19 protein-coding genes are annotated in these 26,167 nt (G+C 51.7%); 10 read left to right on the top strand and 9 right to left on the bottom strand.

The genetic code is table 11. The annotated features are described in order from the left end of the window. Positions 1-41 precede the first annotated feature (41 nt). The 3 genes from N24_RS15960 to N24_RS15950 are packed head-to-tail and all read left to right on the top strand — an operon-like array spanning position 42 to position 4,233. Positions 42-1,403: an MFS transporter gene (locus tag N24_RS15960; RefSeq protein WP_096460359.1), complete on the top strand. Its 1,362-nt coding sequence runs from the start codon at positions 42-44 to the stop codon at positions 1,401-1,403. A 34-nt stretch (positions 1,404-1,437) separates the two neighbouring features. Next, entirely contained in the window at positions 1,438-3,465 is a 2,028-nt protein-coding gene (locus N24_RS15955) for an acetoacetate--CoA ligase (RefSeq protein WP_096459379.1), read from the top strand. A 6-nt stretch (positions 3,466-3,471) separates the two neighbouring features. Beyond that, positions 3,472-4,233, top strand: coding sequence for an SDR family oxidoreductase (locus tag N24_RS15950; protein WP_096459376.1), 762 nt, complete (start codon positions 3,472-3,474; stop codon positions 4,231-4,233). 120 nt (positions 4,234-4,353) lie between these two features. Here the strand turns inward: N24_RS15950 and N24_RS15945 are convergent, their stop codons facing one another. The 7 genes from N24_RS15945 to N24_RS15915 form a co-directional block, all read right to left on the bottom strand. Next, on the bottom strand, positions 4,354-5,448 hold the full coding sequence (locus N24_RS15945; protein ID WP_231911052.1) for a hypothetical protein: 1,095 nt from the start codon (positions 5,446-5,448) through the stop codon (positions 4,354-4,356). 237 nt (positions 5,449-5,685) lie between these two features. Next, complete coding sequence (locus N24_RS15940; RefSeq protein WP_096459373.1) at positions 5,686-10,074, bottom strand: lamin tail domain-containing protein; 4,389 nt, start codon at positions 10,072-10,074, stop codon at positions 5,686-5,688. Positions 10,075-11,032: 958 nt separating this feature from the next. Beyond that, on the bottom strand, positions 11,033-12,118 hold the full coding sequence (locus N24_RS15935) for a Gfo/Idh/MocA family protein (protein ID WP_096459370.1): 1,086 nt from the start codon (positions 12,116-12,118) through the stop codon (positions 11,033-11,035). A 12-nt stretch (positions 12,119-12,130) separates the two neighbouring features. Next, positions 12,131-13,138 carry an inositol 2-dehydrogenase gene (gene iolG, locus N24_RS15930; protein ID WP_096459367.1) on the bottom strand — a complete coding sequence of 336 codons (1,008 nt, stop codon included), beginning with the start codon at positions 13,136-13,138 and terminating at the stop codon, positions 12,131-12,133. A gap of 24 nt (positions 13,139-13,162) precedes the next feature. Beyond that, on the bottom strand, positions 13,163-14,044 hold the full coding sequence (locus tag N24_RS15925; RefSeq protein WP_096459364.1) for a sugar phosphate isomerase/epimerase family protein: 882 nt from the start codon (positions 14,042-14,044) through the stop codon (positions 13,163-13,165). 26 nt (positions 14,045-14,070) lie between these two features. Continuing rightward, complete coding sequence (locus N24_RS15920; RefSeq protein WP_096459361.1) at positions 14,071-15,150, bottom strand: Gfo/Idh/MocA family protein; 1,080 nt, start codon at positions 15,148-15,150, stop codon at positions 14,071-14,073. 188 nt (positions 15,151-15,338) lie between these two features. Continuing rightward, positions 15,339-16,829, bottom strand: coding sequence for an IclR family transcriptional regulator (locus N24_RS15915; RefSeq protein WP_096459358.1), 1,491 nt, complete (start codon positions 16,827-16,829; stop codon positions 15,339-15,341). A 432-nt stretch (positions 16,830-17,261) separates the two neighbouring features. On the opposite strand from N24_RS15915, the gene N24_RS15910 reads away from it, so the two are divergent. The 5 genes from N24_RS15910 (at position 17,262) to N24_RS15890 (ending at position 23,517) form a co-directional block, all read left to right on the top strand. Beyond that, complete coding sequence (locus tag N24_RS15910) at positions 17,262-18,764, top strand: sugar porter family MFS transporter (protein WP_096459355.1); 1,503 nt, start codon at positions 17,262-17,264, stop codon at positions 18,762-18,764. Between the two features lie 90 nt (positions 18,765-18,854). Beyond that, positions 18,855-19,949 (top strand): maleylacetate reductase, encoded by a 1,095-nt coding sequence (locus N24_RS15905; RefSeq protein ID WP_096459352.1) that lies wholly within the window; start codon positions 18,855-18,857, stop codon positions 19,947-19,949. 9 nt (positions 19,950-19,958) lie between these two features. Next, entirely contained in the window at positions 19,959-20,864 is a 906-nt protein-coding gene (locus N24_RS15900) for an intradiol ring-cleavage dioxygenase (RefSeq protein ID WP_096459348.1), read from the top strand. Between the two features lie 172 nt (positions 20,865-21,036). Beyond that, a complete protein-coding gene (locus tag N24_RS15895) occupies positions 21,037-21,597 on the top strand; it encodes a TetR/AcrR family transcriptional regulator (RefSeq protein WP_096459345.1) in 561 nt (186 codons plus the stop codon). Positions 21,598-21,990: 393 nt separating this feature from the next. Then, on the top strand, positions 21,991-23,517 hold the full coding sequence (locus tag N24_RS15890; RefSeq protein ID WP_096460352.1) for a peptide MFS transporter: 1,527 nt from the start codon (positions 21,991-21,993) through the stop codon (positions 23,515-23,517). Between the two features lie 67 nt (positions 23,518-23,584). On the opposite strand, the gene tatA is transcribed toward N24_RS15890, so the two are convergent. Next, positions 23,585-23,755: a Sec-independent protein translocase subunit TatA gene (gene tatA / locus N24_RS15885; protein ID WP_096459342.1), complete on the bottom strand. Its 171-nt coding sequence runs from the start codon at positions 23,753-23,755 to the stop codon at positions 23,585-23,587. Between the two features lie 596 nt (positions 23,756-24,351). On the opposite strand from tatA, the gene N24_RS15880 reads away from it, so the two are divergent. Both N24_RS15880 and N24_RS15875 read left to right on the top strand, forming a co-directional pair. Next, positions 24,352-24,522: a hypothetical protein gene (locus N24_RS15880; RefSeq protein ID WP_096459339.1), complete on the top strand. Its 171-nt coding sequence runs from the start codon at positions 24,352-24,354 to the stop codon at positions 24,520-24,522. A gap of 173 nt (positions 24,523-24,695) precedes the next feature. Next, positions 24,696-24,851: a hypothetical protein gene (locus tag N24_RS15875; RefSeq protein ID WP_096459336.1), complete on the top strand. Its 156-nt coding sequence runs from the start codon at positions 24,696-24,698 to the stop codon at positions 24,849-24,851. A gap of 110 nt (positions 24,852-24,961) precedes the next feature. Here the strand turns inward: N24_RS15875 and N24_RS15870 are convergent, their stop codons facing one another. Beyond that, positions 24,962-26,044: an NADH:flavin oxidoreductase/NADH oxidase gene (locus tag N24_RS15870; RefSeq protein WP_096459333.1), complete on the bottom strand. Its 1,083-nt coding sequence runs from the start codon at positions 26,042-26,044 to the stop codon at positions 24,962-24,964. Positions 26,045-26,167 lie beyond the last annotated feature (123 nt).

Here is a 26,167-nt window from a genome sequence, read left to right as displayed (position 1 = left end):
AGGTGCAGTTCAACTCATAGATGAAAGATCGGGAGGTCACCATGACCGCGACAATCAACCAATCGGTTAGAGGGCCAGAGCAAATCCTTGCTGAAGTCCGCTCCAATAAGATGTCTAAGTTCCAAATCGTCACCGTCACCATTGCCTTGCTGATGGTGGTCCTCGACGGTTTTGAAGTGGGCATCATGGCATTCGCAGCACCACAAATCCAGGAACAACTAGGAATCAGCCCAGACATTTTGGGTTATGTGCTCAGCGGCAGCCTCTTTGGCATGGCCATCGGCTCCATCTTCCTTACTCCCCTCGCCGACCGTTTTGGTCGCCGCCCCCTTACCTTGGCAATGCTCACACTCATCGTTGTGGGTATGGCGCTAACGTTGACGGCACCCACAGCACTGTGGCTTATCGTCTGGCGCATCGTCACCGGTTTAGGCATCGGCGGAATGATGGCAAACCTCAATGCTCTTGTTGCGGAGTACTCCTCTGATAAACGACGCACCACAGCGATTGCTATTTACGCAGCCGGCTACCCCATCGGTGCTACAGTCGCAGGATTTATTGCCAGGCCACTAATCCCACAATTCGGATGGCATTCCATGTTTATCGCTGGAACCATCCTGGCTGTTGTTGCACTCATCGGCGCTTTTGCTTTGCTACCAGAATCTTTGGATTACCTGCTGGGCCGTCGACCAAACCGTGCCCTTGAGCGTGTCAACAAGATTCTGGGCAAGATGAACGTTGCGCCACTAGACGCACTGCCAGAGCGCACCATTACTGAAGAAGACCGCGTAAGCACTAAAAACATCATCCGCGAAGTTCTTTCCCCACCAACCCTTCGCCTGACCATGGCATTGTGGCTTGGCTACGCACTCCTTGTGGCTGCATACTACTTTGCTAACACCTGGATCCCCACCATCTTGACCAATGTCAGTGGTGACCCACAGCTTGGAACCACAATGGGTATCGGCGCAAACCTCGGTGGCGTGTTGGGCTGCTTCGTATTCGCAGCACTTGCGATCCGATTTAGCGGACGCCACCTGCTCTTTATCACCTTGTTTGCCGCAGCAGCCGCATACATCATCTTCGGTATGGTCTTCAGCATTATCCCCGTTGCCATCATGGTTGGTTTCGTCCTCGGAGTGCTCACCACCGGAGCTATCGCAGGTTTCTACGCCGTCGCACCAACCATCTACTCATCAAAGGCACGCGCCACCGGCATCGGTTGGATGATCGGTATCGGACGCCTGGTCTCTGTGGCAGCACCCATCATCGTTGGATACATCCTCGCCGCAGGTGCAGAACCAGAAAAGGTATTTCTCTACTTCGCTATCCCTTTGATGATCGCAGGTGTTGCTGCACTGACTCTTTTGCTTGGCCGCACTAAAGCAACACTTGCTGGCTAAAACTACTTTTTAATTTTTTTTACGGAGGTCACTCATGTCAACCGCCTTTGCCCCTGAATCACCGGAAGCAACCATCACCTGGAACCCAACGCCAGAACAAGTGCGTTCATCAAGAATGGCTGATTTCGCCCGCTACTCAGAAGTTCCTGCGGGACGTTCACTACCTGATTTCCACTCTTTGCTGGATTGGTCTGTCACAGAAGTAGAAGCATTCTGGCGTTCTATCCAAAGCTATTTTGATGTCATTGGTGAAGGCTTTGACACTTCTGAAGTACTCAAAGAACACGTCATGCCATTTGCATCCTGGTTTCCCGGAGCAAGGGTGAATTTCGCTGAAAATGTTCTCCGACATGCGCACAACCCCCTGCTTGCCAATGAGCCTGCCATCTACCAAGTAGAAGAAGATGGAAGCCACACGGTGCTGAGCTGGGTTCAGCTGGAATCCCAAGTGGCGTCCCTTGCTGCAATATTTAAAGAACTTGGTGTTGAGCGCGGAGATCGCATCGCTGCTGTGCTGCCGAATGTTCCTGAAGCAATCATCGGTCTTCTAGCTGCTGCCAGCATCGGTGCAGTATGGACAATTAACTCTCCAGACCTTTCTGCTGAAGCAAGTATCCGCCGAGTAAAGCAGCTGGAACCTAAAGTTCTAGTGGCCAGTGATGGATATGTGTTCGGTGGTAAAGAAATTGATCGCCGTGAACACACCGCTGAGGTGGAAGCAGGCCTGCCTTCACTTTCCGCAACTGTACTTGTCCGTATTTTGGATACTCAACGCGAGCCAGGAGTAGTTTCGGGTAAAGACGTGAAGCGACTAGCCTTCGACGAGTGTGTGAACAAGCCACACGCACCTGCATATGAACGCGTTGGTTTCAACGATCCTTTGTGGATTCTCTTTTCTTCCGGAACTACCGGTGAACCCAAAGGCATTGTTCATGGGCACGGCGGAATGGTCCTAGATGGACTAAAGAATATTTCCCTCCACCAAGATATTGGTCCCGGCGATGTCTACTACGTTGCTGCGAATACCTCATGGATGGTGTGGAACACCCTGGTGCAAAATCTTCTTGCCGGAGCGTCAGTAGTGACCTATGCAGGCTCACCAAAAGTCACCGGCAAGGATCATCACTTCCAGATCATTTCTGATTTCGGCGTGACGATGTTTGCCACTGGAGCTGCCTATTTAACCATGGTGGAAAAAGCAGGAATTGATCCCCGAGCAGGTCGTGATTTTTCTGCACTGCGTTCCATTTTGTCTACCGGTTCCCCACTGCCACCAAGCACGTGGCGCTGGGTGCACGATGCCGTGAAATCAGATGTGCACTTGGGATCTGATTCTGGCGGAACTGATATTTGCGGTGGATTCCTAGGCTCAAACCCCATGGAGCCGGTTCACCTGGGCTATCTGCAAGGCCCACTTTTAGGCGTGGCCGTAGAAGCTCACGATGCAGACGGTCAGCCACAAATTGATCAGGTGGGAGCCATGGCTGTGACAAAGCCGCTTCCCTCCATGCCAGTGATGTTGTGGGGTGATACAGATGGATCTCGCTACAAGTCCTCTTATTTCACTGAAGGTGAAGGGATTTGGATGCATGGTGATTGGATCACCCGCACTTCCAGTGGAGAGTTCATTGTTCACGGCAGAGCTGATGCCACCCTCAACCGACAAGGTGTGAGAATCGGACCTTCTGATATTTACGATGCACTGACTGATATTGAAGAACTATCCGACTACCTTGTGCTAGGTATCGAAGAGGACAACGGTGGATATTGGATGCCGCTGTTCGTAGTTCTGGAAGATGGGGTTGAGCTAGATGATGCCCTCCAACAGAGGATCTGCACCACGCTTCGAGCTCGCACAAGTGCTCGCCACGTCCCTGATGAGATCATCGTTGCCCCCGATATTCCAGTCACCCACACCATGAAGCGCCTCGAAGTGCCCTTGAAGAAATTCTTTAGTCCGCAGTCTGCAGGGCGGGAAGTCAACCCTGATTCTGTAAAAAACCCAGACGCCCTCGCCTGGTTTAAGGAATACGCTCAACAACGATCTGAAGCAAAGGAATAAAAACTTATGTCACAACAACGAGTGCTGATCACAGCCGGTGCCGGAGGGATTGGTTGGGCTATAGCTCAAGCATTTCTCAATACAAACAGCTTGGTGCACATTGTGGATGTCAGCGCCGAAGCAGTGGACAAGGTTGCCGGTTCCCACGAGAATTTAAGCACCAGCATCGGAGACGTTACCTCCGTTGAAGATATAGCCGCACTTGCATCAGACTTGGAAAACCGCTGGGGTGGGCTTGATGTGCTGGTAAGTAATGCTGGTATCGCTGGCCCTACTGCCCCGGTCGAAGAATATGATGCAGGCGCGTGGAAAGCCGTGATGGATATTAACCTCACTGGTTCATTCAATGTTGTGCAACATTTTGTGCCGTTGTTGAAAACCTCTGGTGGTTCCATCTTGATCATGTCGTCACTCGCTGGGCGTTTCGGCTACCCCAACCGTATTGCCTATTCAACCTCGAAATGGGGTTTGATTGGCTTTACCAAAACGCTGTCACTTGAACTTGGTCCGTTTGGAATTACGGTTAACTCCATTCATCCCGGCGCAGTGAATGGACCGCGCCTCGAGCAGGTTTTCGCTGGACGGGCGGAAGTTTCTGGGCGAAGTGTTGAGGCTGAGATGGAAGCCGGTTTAGCGAATCAATCCATTAAGAAATTCACCGATCCAGAAGATATTGCGGCCTTGGCGGTCTTCCTTGCAGGACCACATGCGAGGACGATTTCTGGCCAGCAGTTCCCCATCGATGGAGATTCCAAGGCTGCGCAATAGAATGTTTCACGTGAAACATTGAGCCCGGGTCCGGTAAACCCTTAAGGCCCGCTGCAAGGCGGGCTTTTTTTGGTGGCTGGGGGCGTCGAAAAGCGCTTTTCGACGCCTGGCTGCGCCGGTTTATAGTACGCGGAGGCTCACATAATCGCCAAGACGAAGCATGCCAAGAGGAAGGCCGGTGTCAGTTGGGAACCGCACCTGGTCTGCGCTTGCGGTGATCTCTACGTGGGTGTTGAGGAAATTTAACCATTCATTATCGCCGTTGGTAGGAATGTACTGTCCGAGACTCACCTCAGAAATGGTGCTCGTTTGAGCGGCTGATCCTTCCTTTTGTGCGGTGATTTCGATTGGGGAATCAAGAACAAGCACGAGATAGAGGTCGGTGGCAGGCTCCCCGTTTGGTGTCGGATCCCCTTTCATGAGTTCATTAGCGGTTTGCATTGTCACCATTCCGCTGAAGTGATGCAGATTTGCGGCTGGTGCTTGGGTGGACGTGGGCAGGGTTGGTGTAATACTGGTATCACCTCTTTGGATGGTGAAAAGCCCGGATTTATCGCTGGCACTGATCCATGAGATTTCATGATGATCAGGCATGGAATTAGCGAAGATGAATTCTTCCGGCCCTGAGACTTTGGTTAAGGTATTGTCTTGAATTCCATATAGTGTGTTTTGGGCTATTTCTCTTAAAGAATTCCAGTCGACTTGATAGATTCCAACCCCTGAATTTGATGCTCTAATCCGGGATCGAGCCCCTCCTGCCCCGGAGGCGCCATCGATGAATACTCCTTCTGCTTGGACCGCTGTTTTTGTATTTTCGTCGTAGGTGAAAACCAAAACTGGTGAGTATTCTGCACTGTTTACTCGAAGCAGGAGTTCTGGAATGGAATCGGAGGTCGCCTCTACAACAGCGTAGGAATAGGTGCCGTTGGGGACATATTGCGCTGCCTCGCTAACGGGATATGTGCTCGGATTGGAAAGAATCCCCATATATGCAGCAATTGCATTTGTGGTTAGAACTTCCTCGGGAGTTGGTTCGGCAGAGGTAATTTGCGCGGTGGGTGAAACCTGTGACGTTGTGTTCGAGGGGCTTTGTCCGTCGAAAGCAGCGATGCCTGAGGTGTTGCTACACCCTACTAATGCCAAGGAAAGGCAACAAGAAATAGGTAGAAGTTTGCTCAGGGAAATCGCACGAAATTGAATACCGGCAAGGATCATTAGTGCTCCTAAATTGAGAAAGTAGCAGCTTCATTAATTAACTGAAGTTACTATAACCTGCCCTTTAAAGAAGTTTTGGTTTAATTCATCCCACTTCACTCCCGCGCAAAACTCCCAATGTTTCACGTGAAACATCCGGAAAATAGATTCTGAAAATATGTCCGGCACCTCCCCAATGTTTCACGTGAAACATTGAAAAATCCTCCACACCTACCCGGCGTGGAGGATTCTCCATTTCTATCGCTTGAATGCGCCTACCACGTAATCCCAAATTCCAGGGACAAACGCAAATGCCGCACCAGCTAAGGCCGCTGCCCCAGCAAAGAATCCTGCAATCGCACCCCATAGATCGTGGGATGAACTGCCACTGGAACTTCCAACACCCGGCTCGTTTCCATTAGCCTCTTCCCCAGCGATGAAGGATTGTACCGGTGAAATTTCTATGCCTCCATATTGATCTTCCGAACGCACAAACCAACTATGGCGGCCTTCAGCTACGTCTTTCCACACCACAGAAGCAACCTCACCTGAAGGGGTGTTCTCCACTGCTCCGATTTCGTTGCTGGTGAGAAAATCGGCACTGAAAGAATCACTGATGAGTGTTCGACCCTCCGGTTTAATGCCTAGCTGCTCGTAGGAAATATCGAACTCTTGGTACATGTTTGGATCATCCGCTGGTCCCATCAGTGAAGGATCGTCAGAGTTGTAATCTTCAAGTGATGGTGAGTAGGTGCGCACCATCATTTTCTGACCTTGGTTATCAAAGTGTAGAAGTCGAAGATATCCTTGTCCGCCCTCTGGAAGTCCTTGGTAATCGAAAAGCATCGAGGTGACAGTGCGGTCATCTACCCCATCGCCGTCATCGTCAAAAGAGTCGGTGCGTTGGAAAGCATCGTGATAGTGGCCGGACATGATCATGCGAACATTGGGGTTTGTCGCTGCAACTTCATCAAGAATGCGCTGCGGAATGGGTCCCAGTCCGCCAGTGGTAAGCATGAATTCGTGAAGGTTGATGATCGCCACGCGTTCGGGGTGCTTGGCTAGAACATCATTCATCCACGCGATTTCTTCATCTCCTGGACCCCAGCCCATCGCCACGTTGATGAAGTCAATTCCGCCGGCAGAAAACAGATCGTAGTGTCCTCGGTTATCTTTGTAAGATTCGCCGTACCACGGGTTGTCTGCGTAACGATGCTCGCCGAAGTGGCGGCTGAACTCGGTGTAGTCATTGCTGGTGTGGCCTACATCGTGGTTTCCCGCCAACACGGAGTATGGCAGCCCGGCTTCGTCGAGACGCTGATATTCGGGGTTAGCTGCATCCCACTGTGCTGGCTGATCCCAGTCATCAACAACGTCACCAGTGTGGAAGAGGAATTGGATATTCTTATTCTCCCGCTCCGCAAGAAGGTAATCGTGAATCTTGGTTTGGTGCTCGTGGAATTCCTGGTTGTAGTACTGGGTGTCAGACTCCCACGCGAGGGTGAAATTATACTCAGAGCGGGCCACATCATCCGGGTGCGCTGCGGTCACGTCGGAAATTCTGGTTGAATGATCCGCTCCAGCGAAGCCTTCGGAGTGCTGAATCAATACGGTGACAGTGCCGTCGATCGCAAATTTTTCGGCATTGACGGTGCCCTGCAACGTAAACTCTTCTAGCTCATCGCCGGTCAAGTAACGATCCACCTCAACCCACGCCTCGCCATAGAAAACATACATGATCACCTGCGCGCGACCATCCGCCGAACCTGCCCAATTCAGCCGCACATCGGTGTCGGCTGCGAGCGCATCCGCCGCATCGACCTCAAAAAGCTGGTACGGCAACGCGGCGTCGGAGGCAACTTCCACGCCCAGCCCATCCAGGCTAGATAGCTTTTCGACGTCTCCCCTCTCCAACAATTTCGCCTCATTACGCTTGACACTTCCGGCATCTTCCACCGTTCCGGATGACATTCGAATGCGACCACTATCCAGTTTCGGTGCATCGGCTTCCAGGAATGTCATCTTGAGTGCATCACCACTTGGATCACTTGCTCGTGCAGATAACTTAACGTCACCGACATCTACGGTGGCGCCATTGCTTGGAGCGTAATCACCACTGATGGGGTTTTCATCCGGAGTGCTAAACGTGATGGTTTTCTCGGTGCGATTTCCTACTTCATCTTCCGCCCGGATAACCAAGGTGTGCTCCCCTTTATCCAAAGCGATGGAGCCGGTAGTTAGTGGAAGTTGTACGCGTTCGCCGTCGAGAAGCGTTTCAATGCTTTTTACCCCGGCACCCGCATCGCTTGCTTGAGCGTTGATTTCGACGGCGCCGCGCAATTCTTGTCCTTCTTCGACACCAGAAACCGCAAGCTCCGGAGCGGTGTTATCGACCCGAACAGTGCGGCTGATGCTCTCGCCGTCTTCGCGTGAAATGGTGATGTAGTGCTCGCCGTCGGTGCTCTCAGTGGTATCCCAAGCATGGGCAACGCCAGTGAAAGCATCCTCGGGAAGAGTGAATGTGGCGTCGAAAAAATCGAGCTTTCCGGCACTGTCTCCCATGTTTAGCCATGCGTTGGAATCGGTAATGCCGGCAGGGGTCAGAGTGCGACCATCAGGGAGGATGAGGCGGAGGTTTCGGATCTGGAAATCATCATTGTTTTCATCTAAATCAATCTCAGGTGCAGCCTTTGTTCCCGCATACACACTGACAGTGAGGGTTCCGTCCTCGTTGATGTGATACAGCGGAACTGGTGTGGAGATGGTTTCGATATTGGCGTAAGTACCCTGATCAAAAATATGAAGCTCTTCCCCACCCGCGAGGATGCCGTTGCGGAAGAAAGTATCGGTTTGGGTTACTTCCATGGCAAACGTCGGGGCCGCTGACAAGCTGGAGTTGGTGACGGCGGGGGCGTCGTCGATAAGCAATTCAAGCTTGTCCCCAAAAACATTTGACGCGCCGATGACATCGGTGGTGCCGCTGACCCATTGGTTTTCTTCAAGGTTGATGCGCAAGGGGTCGGTGTTGGCGCCGTCGACGTTGACACGCACCGGTTCCGTGGTGACATGGTTGAAACCATCGGTGGCGGACACAGTGTATTCGAACCACGATTTACCGGTGAGATCAGCAGCAGGCAGAGTCCAGCTGAATGTACCGTTGTCCTCGGTGAGGTTAATTGTTGTGGCAGCTTCACCAGCGCTGGACGTGACATTTAATGTTGCTGTGCGGACCTGGATATCGTCAGCGATGTTGAAAGAAAAAGTAAAAGGCTCTGCAGGGTTGATGCTGCCTGCGGTGTTATCGGTGATGTTTGGCGCCGAAGAGTCAGCCACCACGGGAGACAACGGGTTGGGAAGTTGTGTTTTGTGTACCCTGCCCGGGGTGGGCGCTCCACTGCCAAGAAGTGATTGTTTTTGCAGATCAGACTCATCCACCACATAGTGCAAGCCCTGGTTCGTCTTCACATCAGACGCGCCCGCCATGTTGTAAAAACCACGGTTAACCATGTGACCAGTGTTGGTTTGGATCTGCATTCCCCTGGCGGAACCGTTGGCCATGCCTCCGGAAGAAATCTCTACAAGATCCTTCCCAGCCTCCAAGTTAGTGCCATACTCCGCGTTGAAATCTGCAACAGTTGCATCATCGTTGGGGCCATTTTTAATCCAAAACACCAAAGATTTTCCAGGCTCAATAATCACATCGCCAGGTTCTGCAGCCCATACTGCAGCGTTAGTATTGGTGAACTCGTCCTGTGGATACAGGTAGTTCAAGGTGTAGTCAGAAAAATCAATTGGTTCAGCGGTGGTGTTGGTGATTTCCACATACTCAAAACCATCAGAGCTACCAATGTTGGTGGAGTTGACCATCAGCTCGGTAAGAATCAGTGGCGCAGCGGTGGAAGGAGAAGTGAGTCCTTCAAAAAGTGAACCTGCAGGATCTTCGGGCTCGTCTGGAGCTGTGGGACCTCCAGGGATTAGTTGATCCGCAGTAATCATTCCTGGAGTGGGATCAGTTTTAGTGCGCACAGGAACACTGGCCTGTTCACCAACTTGCGGTAGTGCGAAATCAATACCTTTTTGTGCCGCAGCACTATCCGATGGGTAATGAGACCACCCAGAAATTTCACCATTGTAAAGGACACGAATGCCACGATCCCCACCGTTGGCCAGACCTGATTGCCCCGTTGCTCGGAAGATACGTGCAGAAGAATCCATCCCATAAAAATCACGGAATTCTTGTTCACTAAACGCGGCAGTATCAACAGTGGAAGTGGAGTACTCAATCCACACCACGATGGTCTCCCCCGCATCAACCGTGATTGTTTCACCAAGATCTAGTGCTTTATCGCGGGAAGTATCGGCAGCATCATCATAAGAATAGGAAAAGGTGTACTCCCCCTCCCCAATAGTGACAGGCGAAGTGCCAGTGTTGTGAACTTCAAAAAATTCGAAATTATCATATCCCGTGTTATCAGGAAGTATTTCCGTAACCACCAAGTCAGACGGAACGGCCATCAATGCTTCTGCGACGTTCCCAAGCAGATCAGTTTCTTGAGCAACCACCATATGCGAGCTGCCGAGTGTAAGCGCCGTGGTGGTTGCAGTTGCTGTTACTGCGATCCTCAGGCCGAGCTTTGAAATTTTCACGAGTTTCCTCAAGGTCCAATGTTGAATTAGAAATGTTCATGCGGACACCATGTGGCAAAAAGCTAAACCTCATTCCGCTGTTTCAGCAGGATGAGGTTGAAAATAACCAAGTTAAAGAATGTCCAACACCTGGGAGATATATTAAAAGTTTCTAATTAAATTCATATGAACTGTGGGCGAAACTCGCGTTGATTTTTGGTAGTTCAAAGATGAATTAGACGCTTCTCTAGATGAAAATGCTTTCTGTGCCGTTTTAAGGGGTCGATGTGGTCTAAATGGGTTCAAGTATGCGAGTGTGCCTGTTTGTCCGTTAGGCGCCAAAACAGAAGGGGTGTTTTTGCGAGCCATACGGAAAACCCTCAACCTCAGCTTTAGAGATTTGCGTATAGTGAGCTGGATGTAGTCGGCTGAACCTGAATACGGGTTTTGCACAACTGAACCGTCTAACCCGACTTGGGCCGAATTAGTGCCGAAATAGCTGTTTGCCCCGTGCGGATCTAGGCGTTCGTGCACTTAACGGCATAAGACCGGCATAAGACCAAACCAGGAGACCCAGAAATCACGTTTTCGAAGTTTCTGGGTCTCCTGGTTTGGTGTATCGCGTTCAATACCAAACACAGAGACCCAGCATCCACTTTTTTAAGGATTCTGGGTCTCCTGGTGTGGTCGCTCTCAAATTTAGGCCGTTAGCGTGAAAAGTCATACCTCCCCAGAAGCGCTTCTAACGGGTTTTCAAGGTCAACCGCATATCAAATCTCATCCAGAAAACTCGAGGCCTCAAACAATCGATAAACGCCTATCGCTCATTTTCATGGCAAACTATTGCCGAAATTGTCCTCCATGCCAAAAATCTGCACTGCTCAAGAGCCAATGTGATCTTCCTCTAATGAGATTGGCTCAAGTCGGGTTTAAACAGCATGCAAAAAGCCGACCCACAACAGTGAGTCGACCAAAACCTTTAAGCAGATGGAACCAATGCACGCACCTCAACTGGCTCGGCGGAACCATCAAGGATGTCACGTACCGTAGGGATCTTTACTGGTTGACCGGTGGCCAACGACAACTGAGCTGCATCGGCGACGATCGCTGCGGCGACCGCATCCAAAGGAGTACATGGGTTTTCCCGCTCTCCCAGGATCAACTCCACGAATGCAATGCACTCATTTTTGTATGCATCGGCGAAACGCTCAGCAAAAGTTGGGTGCGATTCACCTGATGGGAACGTGATGCCCTCTTCGGCTGATGCGAATGCGGCTTTTTCATCAAGACCAACGATGGCGGAGTCCTTGGATCCCATTACATCGAGTCGAACGTCGTGGCCAGCACCGTTGTAGCGGGTGGCGATGGCGGTGGCGAGGGTGCCGTCGGCAAGCGTGAGCATGGCTGCTCCGGTGTCGATATCTCCGACTGCGCCGATTTCTGGATCGCCATTGTTGCTGCCTTTGGCAAAAACTTCAACGATGTCTTGGCTGGTCAGCCAGCGAATGATGTCGAAATCGTGCAGAGACATGTCGCGGAAAAGGCCGCCTGAGGTGGCGCAATAGGATACTGGTGGTGGGAACGCATCGCCCGATACGGCTTTGAGGGAATGGAGCCAGCCGAGTTCGCCTGCTTCTAGGCGTCGTTTAGCTTCCTGGTAGCCGAGGTCAAAACGACGCTGGTGGCCAACCTGCACCGTCGCGCCGGCCGCCTCGATTTCGCGGATGATGTCCAGCGATTCAGGCACATCAGATGCGATTGGCTTCTCGCAGAACATCGGCAGCTTTGCTTCGATGCCCTTGCGCAAAACATCGACGTGGCCAGCGGTGCTGGTTGCGATGAAAAGGGCATCCACCCCGTCCTCAATAAGCTTGTCGACGCTTTCCGCCGCCTTCACGCCCAGGTCCGCGCCCACCTGCTCCGCAAAACCTGGCATTGCATCTGCGAGTACAAGATCAACATTGATGTCGCGCTCTTTCAAAACTTCTGCGACAGCGAGCATGTTGGAAATGTGCATGCGACCAATACGGCCGACTCCGACCATTCCGATGGTGATGTTTTTCATGTGAGTGCCTCCCTAGGCGTTGATTGGGGTAAGTGATACTGTGCGGCCAGTTTGTGCGGATTCCAGGCAAGCGTTGGCCAGCTCAAGGGCGATAACGCCGTCTTCAAAGCTTGGCGAAAAGCCCTGGCCATCGCGGATTCCCTTTGCAAAAGCTGCGAGTTCTGCCTGGTAGGCGGCAGAATAGCGTTCCAGGAAGAAGTTCATGATTGGCTCAGCCTGCTTGGTGCCTTCCGCATTATGCTTGCGCACAGTGGTTGGTGTGATGTTGTCTGCTGCGAGCATGCCCTCAGAACCAAAAGCTTCAAGGCGCTGATCGTATCCATAAGAGCAGTGGCGAGAGTTCACGATGTTGACCAATTCACCCTCAGCACCCCGCAAGGTGACGATGACCTGGTCGTAGTCATTAAACTCAGCGATGTCCTGGCTAAAGACATTAGATCCGGTGGCGGTGACTTCCACAATGTTGGGCACAAAGAAGCGTGCCATATCCAAATCATGGATGGTCATATCGCGGAAGATTCCACCAGAGCCTGCGATGTAATCCTTGGGCGCAGGAGCAGGATCCCGACTGATGATCACCAGTTGTTCCAGGTTACCGATCTCTTTTTCTGCAACACGGGCATTAATAGCAGCAAAGGAAGGATCAAAACGACGGTTGAATCCCAACATCACCTTTGATGCGCCCTGACCAATCTTTTCTTTGCAGGCACGGACCATTTCAATATCTAGATCAATCGGCTTTTCACACAGTGCAGGAATACCATGCTCGACTGCGCGAGTGATCAGATCAACGTGGGTGGCAGTGGGAGAACCGATGATAATGCCATCGATATCATCGCGGGCAAATACCTCATCGGGTGTTGCAACTGCCTCTGCCCCAGTGGCATCGGCTAGGCGCTTTGCACCGTCGATGAAGGGATCAGCAATAACAACCAATTCCAGGTCAGGGTTAGCAACAATATTTGCTGCATGAACGTGGCCAATGCGGCCAGCGCCGAAAAGGGCAATGCGAAGAGTCATGAGAGTTTAAAGCCTTTCAAAGGATTAGTTGGTGGAGGGAGCAAGACGAGCAGCTTGCTCAAAGGCAGCGATGGTGGTGTCGAAAGCACGCTGCAGACCTTCTTTTACCGGCAGGCTTCGGTGCTGCGCAGAAATAATTTCCACACCGTATGCACCAGTCCAACCAGCATCAATGGCTCCACGGATGAAACTTGCGGGATCGAATTCACCCTCGCCGCAGTAGGCGCGACGGTTGGTGGAATCATCGAAAAGATCAATTGGGGTGTCGATAAAACCATCATCCACCTCAACCGCGTTGACCTTGGACAACGGGATGTTGCGCCAGAGTTCATCGTTGGGAATCCCAATTTTTGCGGTATGCCAGATATCAACCATCAGACCTGCCGACGGACTATCTGAGTGGCTGACCACCTCTAGCGCGTCATAGATGGTTTTCAGGTGAGAAAACGGAGTGGCTTCGAGTGCCAGTTTCACACCGTTATCTTCTGCTTCTGCAGCAAGATCAGTAAAAGCGCTAGAGAGCTGAGCGATTGGGACGAATCCATTGGTGCCCTCACCTGCACCAACTTTGATGTGAGGTGCTCCCAAAGCCTTGGCTGCTGCAAACAAATCTGCACGGGTGGCATCAGATTCTTGGCGCTCGGCACCTGTTGCCCACCAGCCATTGAGGAATTCCACCTCAATGATGTCAATTCCGGCGGCATGGATGCGACGACGTAGTTCTTCGTAACCAATGGTGTCACGAGCTTTGATGAGATCTGCGTGAACAAGTCCGATACCTGCCCAACCGGTTTCGGCAACAAGAGCGATGCGCTCATCGAGGGATACTGGGCTGCTGAGATCTTCACGATCAGGTGCAGCATCTCCGGCGCTGGTCCAGCAGGACGCAATAAGTTGTGGTTTCATTTTTCTACTCCTTTAGATTTCTACGGCTAGATTTTTACTGCGATGCCCTGGTTGTTGTCGGATTCATAGCAGGCCTGCACGATGCGGGCGACGGTGAGTGCATCTTCTACAGGTGCGACATTTTTAGATCCGGAACGGATGGAATTAACCCAACCCTGCATTTCGGTGCGGAAGTTGCTGATGTTTTCCAGCTCTGGAAGCTCAGAGAACTTATTCGATTCAGTACGAGCAAACGGAGGGGTGAAGTAGCTCTGGGTCCATTCGGTCCAACCCTGTGGCCAGCCTTGACGTGATTCATTGAGGTATACGCGTAAAGACTGTGGCAGAATTCCGGCCTCGATCATTCCCTTGGTTCCGTAGACCGTGAGGCGGGAACTTTCGAACCACTCCAGATCGTCGTGTCCATCGAAACTGAAGCTGACAGAGAAGTCTGGGTAGTACAACAGTGCTGATGCGGAATCTTCGCGACTTGATTCGTCGGAAAGCTTGGACGTTTTGTGGACCCTGGCGTTCACTGATTCTGGAGCGCCGAAGACTTCCACCAAGGCATCGAGCATGTGGCAGCCAAGAATCCACAGCACTCCACCCATATCTGCTGGTTGATTGAGGTGTTCGGTGATGTGCTCACCTACTTTTGCAGCGCCACGTGCCTGCACGCTGACCACTTCGCCGATGAGGCCGGCGTCGACAAGCTCTTTTAATCTCTGAATCGATTCAGAAAGGCGGACGTTGTAGCCAACCTGCACGATTTGCGAAGGATCGGCGGCGTTCTTGAGCTCAAGGAGTTCTTCCAGATCGGCAACAGTGCCTCCGCCGGGCTTTTCCACGACAACGGACTTGCCTGCAGCCAGTGCGCGCTTGGCGTGAGGGACCATGTCCTTGCTCTTAGAGTGAACCATGATGGCGTTGATGCGGTCATCGTTCAGGACCTCGTCGATCTCGCGAGGCTCAACATCATATTTATCGGTGAAGTAGTTGAGACGTGGATCGGTATCAGCTGCGGCGATGACCTCTACCCCGTCGATTTCACGGAGTGCACGGACACGAGCCGAAGCATGCGGATGGGTGATACCGAGCAAGCCGACAACAATTTTCTGATCACTCATGGGATTTTCTCCTAATACGCAACCTTAAAGAAGGTGCTTGCTTTAAGGTGCTGCAGATTTTATGGGTGGTGGAGCGTGGCTGGTTTTGATTGCTGAATTTGATCACTGTCGGTGTGAGCCACGAAGAATCATCTACCGGACAAGTGTCTCAATCATGACATGCATCACTTTGTACGTCAATAGAATGTTTAAACCACACTACTCACTGGGGTTGGCAGGGGTAAGGTTTTGTTGCCCCCATTGTCTTTCAAGATCGTTGCTCCAAGGGCTTTCGAGATCTCAGCTGAGCCCTGCAAAATCAACTCAACTGCGGACTGGCCATCGTTGTTGTCCTGGAGAATTCCCTCCCGAAGTCCGCTCATGGATAAGCTTGCGACTACTTCTCCTCTGTGGTTGTAGATGGGTGCTCCAACTGCAGCAATCCCAGGGGTAATTTCATTGTCCACCAGGCAAAATCCTTTGCTGCGGTCTTCATCGAGGTTCTGGAAAAGCTCAGCCCTGGAAGGTCCCTTTGACCAATTGTGGCCTTCAAATCCCAAATTGGTGGCATACGTTTCCCATGCCCTACGTCCCTCAAAAGCAAGGAGAGCACGTGGGGCTGCACCAACATGAAGGGGTAAAGACGTGCCCAATTGGAGTACGCGACTATTGACGCGATCACCGTCGACCCGATCGATACACACTGCGCGAATGCCGTGGCGAACGCACAAGAATGTAGTTTCGCCGGTCAGTGCATGAATATTTCGCATGGTTTGATCAGCTATTTTGCGCAAATCCATGTGACGTAACTGTGCTTCAGCCAGTGAGAGCATGATCAAACCGATGCGGTATGACCCACGTTTTCCATCCTGCTCCACCCAACCGATTGAGGTTAACGTGTGCAGCATTCGGTACACAGAACTGATCGGCTCCCCCAGCACTTCGGCAAGTCGAGCTGAGTTTGCTTGACCTTCGTGGCGCAGCACCTCCAACAACGTTGCTGCTTTAACGATCACCGAGGGGGAATTGGGTTCATTGATGCGTGAGGAGTCGAACTCTTCGGTAGTTGCTGGTGGCATATCTGCAATGGACACAGCAGTTTTCCTCAGCGCATCCCGAATTGTCTCCGTGTTGTTTCCAATGCTGGCGCTAAGTCCGGCGACTGCAACGGCGCCGAGAATGTTTCCGCTCGAGTCTTTAACTGCAACAGCAACTGATGCCACACCACTTGCTAGTTCCCCATCATCCCAACTCCAGCTTTTGGGTGGACCCTCTCTCTGTAAAACATGAGCCACTGCCCCCTTTTTGGAAGGGAGAACGCGGCCAGGTGCGAGGTAAATGAGATCGATATCTGCACCTTCTTGTCTATCTAAGCAGATGATTTGATCTTGCTGCACAGTGCAGAAAAAAGCAGTCATGCCTAATTGGTCTCTAAGCCAACCTAAGTTTTGACGTAAGAGTGTGCGGTTGACCAGGGCATCTACGGCGCTTTCACCGAGATGCAGAATCCTAACTCCAAGTCCTAATTGGCCTTCGTTGTTGGTCTGGATCAAGCCCACTTCCTCTAAAGATGAGGTTATTCGGTAGATGGAAGATCGGGGCTCACCAAGTTGTTTAGCCAGTTCAGAGTGGGTTTTAGGTCCTTTTGCAAGAGCGTTGACTAAGAGTCCGGCTTTGTTGAGTAACTGAATGGTGCGCATAATTGATCCGATTTCCTAATGGGTGTTATTCATTTTGCCCCCACATGGGGTGCTTTTAAGGGCTAAACGACTTGGTTTAGGCAACTATTTCAACAAAAAGTAACCTACAGCACAAAAAGTCTTGACAAAAGCTTATCTTACGAACAAGATGTCCGGTAGATGATAGTTCAAAGCGGGGGCAACCTTAGCTGAGAGCCGGAATCGTTAAGCGGGATTTAAACCACAGTCTCGTCTCGCGTTAAAGCGCAGGCCGGTCACCTTCCCGGTTGTTTTAAGTCGTTGGAACAAGCTTTTCAAGATCACTGGTACTTCCGTTTTATACCCTAGGTCTTCTGAATCGGTTCAGAAAGATTGATTAAAGGAATCTGTAGAGAAATTAATCCCCTACAGCAGGCAGTATCTAAGTGGGTCATAAAAATAAAAGGACACAACATGACGGACATCAAGGCCTCTTCAAGTCAACCGACCACAGCAGCACCAATTGCAGGACGCCCTGCAAAACGTTTGGGACAAATCTCCCTCGTCGCCTGCCTCGGTGGCCTCCTCTTTGGTTATGACACTGGTGTGGCCAATGGTGCTGAAGGCCATATGGCACAAGAACTTGGGCTCAATGTGTTTCAGCTCGGCGTTGTTATCAGTTCACTGGTATTCGCTGCAGCCGTAGGTGCCCTGTTCGCTGGGCGTATTTCGGATGCAATCGGGCGTCGAAAAGCAATTATTTCTTTGGCGGTACTCTTCTTTATCGGATCCATCCTGGTCGTTTTCTCCCCCGCTGGAGAAATGGGACAGTTCTACGGGCCAGGATTCGCAGTGCTGGTGGCAGGCCGCATCATGCTGGGCCTCGCAGTCGGTGGCGCATCCACGGTCGTGCCAGTCTATCTTGCCGAGCTCGCACCTCTGGAAATTCGTGGATCGTTGACCGGCCGAAATGAACTGGCAATCGTTAGCGGACAGCTAGCAGCCTTCGTGATCAACGCGATCATTGCAGTGACCCTGCACGGTGTTATCGACGGTATCTGGCGCATCATGTTCGCAGTTTGTGCCCTGCCAGCAGTCGCGCTCTTCCTCGGAATGCTACGCATGCCAGAATCACCACGTTGGCTGGTTAACCAGGGGCGTTACGACGACGCCCGCCGCGTCATGGAAACCGTCCGCACCCCAGAGCGCGCGAAAACCGAGATGGATGAAATCATCGCGGTGCACTCTGAAAACAGTGCTGCTTTCGCTAAAACCAAGAAAGCCGATGAAAAGCACACCCACATGTCCATCAAAGAAGTACTGATCAACAAGTGGTTGGTGCGCCTGCTCATCGCAGGTATCGGTGTCGCCGTAGCCCAGCAGCTCACCGGTATCAACGCCATCATGTACTACGGAACTCGCGTTCTGGAAGAATCCGGCATGAGTGCAGAAATGGCAGTCGTGGCCAACATTGCTTTCGGTGTCGTAGCGGTTATCGGTGGCCTGATCGCACTGCGCAACATGGACCGCCTTGACCGTCGCACCACCTTCATCATCGGTTTGTCCCTGACCACTTCCTTCCACATTCTGATCGCAATTGCTGGCACGTTACTTCCAGAAGGAAATGCAGCTCGCCCCATTGCCATCATGGTCCTCGTTGTCGGATTCGTGCTCTCCATGCAGACCTTCCTTAACGTTGCAGTGTGGGTCTGGTTGGCAGAAATTTTCCCAGTCCGCATGAAGGGCATCGGCACCGGAATCTCCGTCTTCTTCGGCTGGGGTGTCAACGGTGTGCTAGCACTCTTCTTCCCCGCCCTAGTGTCCGGAGTTGGCATTACATTCTCCTTCCTCATCTTCGCGGTGGTCGGAGTAATTGCCTTGACCTTCGTGGCCAAGTTTGTCCCTGAAACCCGGGGACGTTCACTTGAAGAACTAGACCACGCGATCTTCTCGGGTCAGATTTTTAAGAAGGCCTAGATCGGGCGGGCTCCCGCAGAGCGCAGGCTTCAGGGTTCCCAACCCACAATCGTTTCACCATCCTCTTACAACATAGAAAGTGATTTTTACGTGAATAACTCACTCGCATTCATCCACGACACCCTCCCACAAAAGGTCATGTTTGGATATGGGCAGTCCAGTACGTTTTTGAAGCAGGAAGTAGAACTCCGCGGATCCAAGAAGGTCATGGTCATTGCCGGTGAGCGAGAACTAGAAATTGCTCAAAAAGTAACTTCTGACATTGAGGTAGCGCTCTGGTATGACGAGGTGGTTATGCACGTACCCATCGAGGTAGCTGAACGCGCCCGTCAGTCAGCAGCAGATAATGGTATCGATTTGCTGGTGTGTGTGGGTGGTGGCTCGACAACTGGTTTGGCTAAAGCAATCGCGATGACCACTGCCCTGCCAATCGTGGCAGTGCCCACCACCTATGCAGGTTCAGAGGCTACCAATGTGTGGGGTTTGACTGAAGCGCAGCGCAAAACAACTGGTGTGGATCTAAAAGTGCTGCCACAGACTGTTATCTATGATTCTGAATTGACCATGTCTTTGCCAGTTGATATGTCCGTGGCGTCAGGGCTAAATGGTTTGGCGCACTGCATTGATTCGCTGTGGGGACCACATGCCGATCCAATCAATGCGGCGCTGGCAGCAGAAGGTATCCGCGCGTTGAATGAGGGACTGCCCAAGATCGTGGCAGATCCACACAGTATCGATGGCAGGGACCAGGCACTCTACGGCGCGTATCTTGCAGCTGTGTCTTTCGCTTCCGCAGGTTCCGGATTACACCACAAGATTTGCCACACTTTGGGCGGCACATTCAACCTTCCGCATGCGCAAACCCACGCCACGGTGCTGCCTTATGTATTGGCTTTCAACGCGGGTGATGCCCCTGAAGCTGAGCGCCGAGCTGCAGCAGCGTTTGGATCTGATACTGCCCTTGAAGGTTTGCAGCGTCTGCGCGAGGCCGTTGATGCCCCGCAGCGATTGTCGGATTACGGCTTTAGTGCCGACGGAATTGAAGAAGCCGTGGAAGTCACCCTGGAGAAAGTCCCTGCCAACAATCCGCGTCCAGTGACTAAAGAAAATCTCAGCAAGTTGCTTGAAGCGGCACTAAACGGCGAAGACCCAGCAGTTCTTAGCGCATCACACACACTTATCTAAGGAGTAATCATGACATCAGCAACCACCCACCACACCATCAGCGCACAGCAACATGCAGTTGAAGAAGACCTCGTGGATCGCGTTTTGCAATCCTTTGCTAATTGTGAGGACCCACGCCTAAAGCAGGTCATGGAATCACTGGTTACTCACCTGCATGATTTCATCCGGGATGTTCGTTTGACTGAGGAGGAATGGAACTACGCCATTGAATTCCTTACCCAAGTTGGCCACATCACTGATGATAAGCGCCAAGAGTTTGTGCTTCTATCCGATACGTTGGGCGCTTCCATGCAGACCATTGCCGTAAACAATGAGGCATATGAAAACGCCACCGAAGCAACAGTGTTCGGCCCTTTCTTTGTTGATGATGCACCAGAAGTTGAACTAGGTGGCGACATCGCAGGTGGCGCCCAAGGACAACCCGCATGGGTGGAGGGAACCGTGAAGGATACTGATGGCAACCCCATTCCGAACGCTCGGATTGAAGTGTGGGAGTGTGATGAAGATGGGCTCTATGATGTCCAATACGCCGATCAGCGTATGGCGGGCCGCGCTTATCTGCACACCGACGCTAATGGCGAGTACCGATTCTGGGGGCTTACGCCAGTTCCTTACCCAATCCCCCACGACGGCCCTGTGGGTAATATGCTTCAGGCGGTTGGTCGCTCCCCGGTTCGTTGCGCGCACCTGCACTTCATGGTGACAGCTCCCGGCTTGCGCACCTTGGTTACCCACATCTTCGTCGAGGGCGATCCGCAGCTCGAGGCTGGAGATTCCGTGTTCGGTGTGAAGGACTCGTTGATCAAGAAGTTCGAGGAGCAGGAGCCCGGCACTCCAACTCCGGATGGTCGCGATCTAGGTGATCAGACCTGGGCCCGCACGCGCTTCGACATCGTTCTCGCGCCTGGCGCGTAGCAATTTGCTTGTCGACGCTCCCCTCTAGTTTGCCAATGTTTCACGTGAAACATTGGCATTTTTTAGTTTGTCCGATTGCTCTTGAAAACGATTGCGGTGCTTTAAGCTAGTCGGTGTGCCCTTCGGGTCCTCCCGCATCCACCGCATCCATCGCAACAAGAAGAGCTCAACAATGAATCTTAAAGATCTTAAAGCAGCTGAAACCCGCAGAAGATTTATTGATGTTGCTCATGAGCTGTTTCTTGCACAAGGCTATGGCCCCACCTCCATGAATCAGATCGCCCAAGCGGCCGGTGGAAGTCGAGCCAACCTTTATCTTCATTTCCGCAACAAGCCAGATCTCATGATGGCTAAAATGCGAGATATTGAACCCGCAGTGCGCGCTCCGGTGCTTAAGATTTTTGACCTTCCTGAACACACGTTGGATTCCATTCTTGGCTGGCTGAACTCCATGGCAGAAATGTGGAAAGAGCATGCCAAGGAATTCGGGGCAATGGAACAAGCCATGGCAGAAGATGCTGCCGTGGCAGATGAGTGGCTAGCCATGATGCAACGACTAAGCCACTCAGTGCCCGAACTTGCTGAGGATGAGCAACGTCGTTTTCAATTCCTCGCAAGCCTCATGAGCATGGATAGAAACTTCTATTTCCTCTATGTGCGCAACCAAGATACTAACGAGGACTTGGTGAAATTAGCTGTCGCCCGTCAATGGTTGGCGGTGTTTGAGAGTTAGTCTGTGAACTATTTCAATTGTCTAGATAGGTGTGTCTTATTCCATTCTTTAATGCGTATCGGGTTATCTGGATCCCACTGGGCTCCTGCCCCGAGTTGGCACGCTTAAAGGCTCGAGGTGCTTCGGCTAGTACGGTTCCCTACCCCCATTTTTGGAAAATTTTAGGAATATCGTGTTTGAAATTGCCTTCTATTACGGTGGTGCTGTGGGATTTGCCTTCTGAGGTCTGGCTGGGTTCCAAGTAGGAATGTTTCACGTGAAACATTCCTCGTAGCTGTTTAGGGTTCTGCTGTAATTAACATGCGCTCTTGGTCTTGAAAATCTGCGATCTTCATTAGTCTCTGTTGGGCTAATAATTGGAATTGCGCTTTTGGGTGGAGGATTATGGAATCCATGAACACCGACACAACTCAAGATGGTGTGAGTCCCGAACCCTCCGACCCCCACCTAGGGTCTGAGATCGCGGAAGCGCACTCGGAAAAGAAATTCTTTGGTCAGCCGTGGGGGCTGGCAAATCTCTTCGGCGTGGAAATGTGGGAGCGTTTCAGCTTCTACGGCATGCAGTCGATTCTTGCTTTCTACCTGTACTACTCCGTCACCAATGGCGGATTAGGTATGGGGCAAGCCGCAGCTTTGTCGATCGTGGGTGCCTACGGTGGCTTCGTCTACATGACATCGCTCGTTGCATCATTCATTGCAGACCGAGTGCTTGGTTCTGAACGGACACTCTTCTACTCTGCTGTCATCGTGATGCTGGGCCACATTGCCTTGGCATTGATCCCAGGATACGTTGGCCTTTCCATTGGTTTGGTCCTCATTGGTCTTGGTTCTGGTGGCGTGAAAACTGCCGCGCAGGTCGTGCTTGGTCAGCTGTACTCCCGCACTGATCCACGTCGTGATGCTGGCTTTTCCATCTTCTACATGGGTGTGAACCTCGGTGGTCTCTTTGGTCCCCTGGTTACTAACGCCTTGTGGGGCTGGGGTGGATTCCACTGGGGCTTTGGTATCGCAGCCGTTGGTATGGCGCTTGGTCTGATCCAATATGTGGCAATGCGTAAGACCACCATTGGTGCTGCTGGACATACGGTTCCAAACCCACTGCCAAAGAACCAGTACGCGCAGTGGATTATTGGTGCGGTCGTCGTCGTGGCTGCAGTGGTTGCTCTCATTGCAACTGGCATCATCAAGTTGGAGTGGCTATCTAATATCACTGCAGCGATCGCTCTAATCGCAGCGATTGCTCTGCTTGTTCAGATGTACACTTCCCCATTGACTTCCGCGAAGGAAAAATCGCGCCTGTTGGGATTCATCCCAATGTTTATTGGTGGTGTGCTCTTCTTTGCGATCTTCCAAACACAGTTCACCGTCCTTGCGGTTTATTCAGATGCTCGCCTGGATCGTAACTTCTTCGGCATTGATCTTCCCCCAGGTTTGATCAACTCCTTCAACCCGATCTTCATCATTATCTTCTCTGGTGTTTTTGCTACCTTGTGGACAAAGCTTGGTGCAAAGCAGTGGTCGACCGCTGTGAAGTTTGGTGTGGCCAATATCGTTATCGGCTGCGCGCTGTTCTTCTTCCTGCCATTTGCCGGTGGTGCAGAAAACTCCACTCCTCTAGCGTTGATCATTTGGGTCTACTTCCTGTTCACAGTGGCTGAACTTTTGCTCTCCCCTGTCGGAAACTCGTTGGCAACGAAGGTCGCTCCAGAAGCATTCCAGTCCCGTATGTTCGCGGTATGGCTGATGGCTGTGTCCATGGGTACCTCGTTGTCTGGCACCTTGGGCGGTTACTACGATCCATCTGATGCAGGATCTGAGAAGGTCTTCTTCATCACGGTTGGTGTCGCTGCGATTGTCCTCGGCGCTATCATTATCGTGGCCAAGAATTGGGTGCTCAAGAAGTTCATCGACGTTCGTTAACACCTTCCCCAAAATAAAAAATCGTCTGCTTTCACTTCCGTTGAAAGCAGACGATTTTTTTATATGTCTAGTTCTTTGGCGCTGGATCAGAGTCCTTGTTCATCTCGTTGATCTCAGATTTGAAGATGCGCATGGAGCGACCAATGGAGCGCGCAACATCAGGTAACTTGTTGGAGCCAAAGAGGACAATTACTACAAGAGCGACAATGAGTAATTGCACTGGGCCTGCAGGTGTCATAACGGACCTTCCGTAGGAAATATTTCTGCGTTCTACCCTAGACCCATTTGATCTCCGCCCAAAAGAATCAATTCACCTACGAGATATTAAGTGCATTAAAACGCTTTTCGACGCCACTCTGCAGTCACGTCTTAGGCGCCCAGTGGACTACCTGGCTTCAGGGAGACGGGGTAAAGCAATCAGAGGTGTTATATGGCTTGAGCTGGCGCGATCTAATCAGCAGAAAGCTAGCAGAATTCTCCTAATCGGGTTGAGATGACCTTTCATCGTTGGAGCAAGGGATGCGCCATTTCCACAGCTAGCTCATGGTGCCGGGTAAATTCCCATGGATTCCAGGATTCTTGCATTTACCCAGGTCATAGGTGTGCATGTTGGTCAGACCGCTGCTTGTCGCAAAAAATTTTTGGGTGTTAACTTCAAATCACAGCAACGGAACACGCCGTCGCTGAAAGATTTGCAAGACACGAGAAAGTGAGTTTCGAATGGGATGCATCGTCAATATTTTCAACACTGTGTTGGGCAGCGTCTCCGACATTTTCAGCGCAGTTGTTCTTTCTTCCTAACCACACACGCAAAACCCTAAAAAGGAGTTCACCATGTTTGACCAGTTCCAGCACTTCACTGAGATCGCCCAGAATTTCCAGCCCGCACAGTGGGGCGCACAGATTCAAGAGCAGTTTCAGCAGCACTTCCCACAACACGTGGAGCAGTGGAACCGACCAGAGGCCGCTCCCCTCCCAGAGCGTACTGCATCGCTTTCTTCCTAAAACCGTATGAAGGATATTTCAAATGAAACATCCTTCATACGGATCAAAATGATCGGCTTTATTGTCCGCCCCAGCTTTCGATTGAACAGGAATCGCTGCGGCTGGCTTAAAGCCTCACCACGCTCATCCTAGCGATCATCAAAATCTTTTAAAACCCTAAAAAGGAGTTCACCATGTTCGATCAGTTCCAGCACTTCACCGACATTGCTCAGAATTTCCAGCCCGCACAGTGGGGTGCGCAGATCCAAGAGCACTTCCAGCATTTCCAGGGATGGGCGCGACCTGAGCAAGCTGCACCGGAAACTCACACCTCATCACTTTCTTCATAAGTGTGGTTGAAGGGGGAATGTTTCACGTGAAACATTCCCCCTTCTACATGGCCTAACCTGCGGTGGCGGCGCTGGGTAAATCGTGGCTGGCGCCGTCGAAAAGCAAGCTTTTAAAGCACGTAATCGTACTGGCGCACGTAACGCGGGGTGGCGCCTAAACTCAGGGCCGCGTGATTGGCCCAGGAGGGATCCTTAAGCAGTGGACGGCCAAGGAATACGGCATCCGCCTGATCTGACTCGATCAAGTCATGAGCAGTTTCCGCGTCATCGATGCGACCAACTGCTGCAACCAGCACGTTAGTGTTTGCACGGAGCTCAGCAGCTTTGGCGGTTTGGTAGTTCCTCTCGCGTGGAATCGGCACGACGTCGAGCCCACCGGAAGACGCATCGATCAGATCAACTCCATGTGCAGCAGCCCACAGTGCCAATTGCTTGCTCTGCTCAAGTGTCCACGAATCGCGATCATCGTGAGGATTCTCCTCAACCCAATCTGTGGTGGAAATGCGCATAAACACTGGCTTTTCGGCTGGCCAAACCTGACGGATTGCCTCAATAACTTCCAAAACAATGCGAGCTCGGTTTTCCAAAGGGCCACCATAGGCGTCAGTGCGCTTGTTGGATATTGGAGACAGGAAGTTATGGAGCAGATATCCGTGCGCAGCGTGGATTTCTACAACATCAAAACCGGCCTTGTCGGCGCGGACCGCGGCATCAGCAAATTGCTGGACTACCTCAGCGATTTCGGAGATGGTGAGCTCGTGTGGAGCCGGCAGCCCTGGAAACGCTAGTGCACTGGGGCCAATGGTCTCCCAGCCGTTGTTCTCCGGGGCAACGTAGTCCCCGCCCTCCCAAGGGGCTGAGGTGGAAGCTTTGCGTCCTGCATGTGCCAACTGAACTGCCGGCACTGCCCCACCGGCGCGGATGGCAGCCGTAATCCTAGAAAAAGGCTCCACCTGCTCATCAGCCCACAGGCCAAGATCAACTGGAGAAATCGGAGCAACAGGACTTACTCCCGTGGCTTCAACCATGACCAAGCCAACGCCTCCAGCTGCGCGTGCCGCATAGTGTGCCTGGTGAAAATCGGTTGGCATGCCAGTACCGACGGGTGCGGAATAGGTGCACATTGGTGACATCCACACACGATTGGGAATGGTAAGTTCACGGATTTGAATGGGGTCGAAAAGCTTCGACATGCTAGGCTCCCAACAATTGACTAATACGACTTTTGCCGTACAACGATTTTGATCGTACAACTAGCTTTGCTTTGACGCAAGGTACGATTAGAATCGTATTTAATTCAATAAACTTTGCTGAAA

It is taken from the genome of Corynebacterium suranareeae (assembly GCF_002355155.1).
Taxonomy (GTDB): Bacteria; Actinomycetota; Actinomycetes; order Mycobacteriales; family Mycobacteriaceae; genus Corynebacterium; species Corynebacterium suranareeae.
Note: the sequence above shows the minus strand (reverse complement) of the source record. Positions and strands in the feature narration are given on the sequence as shown.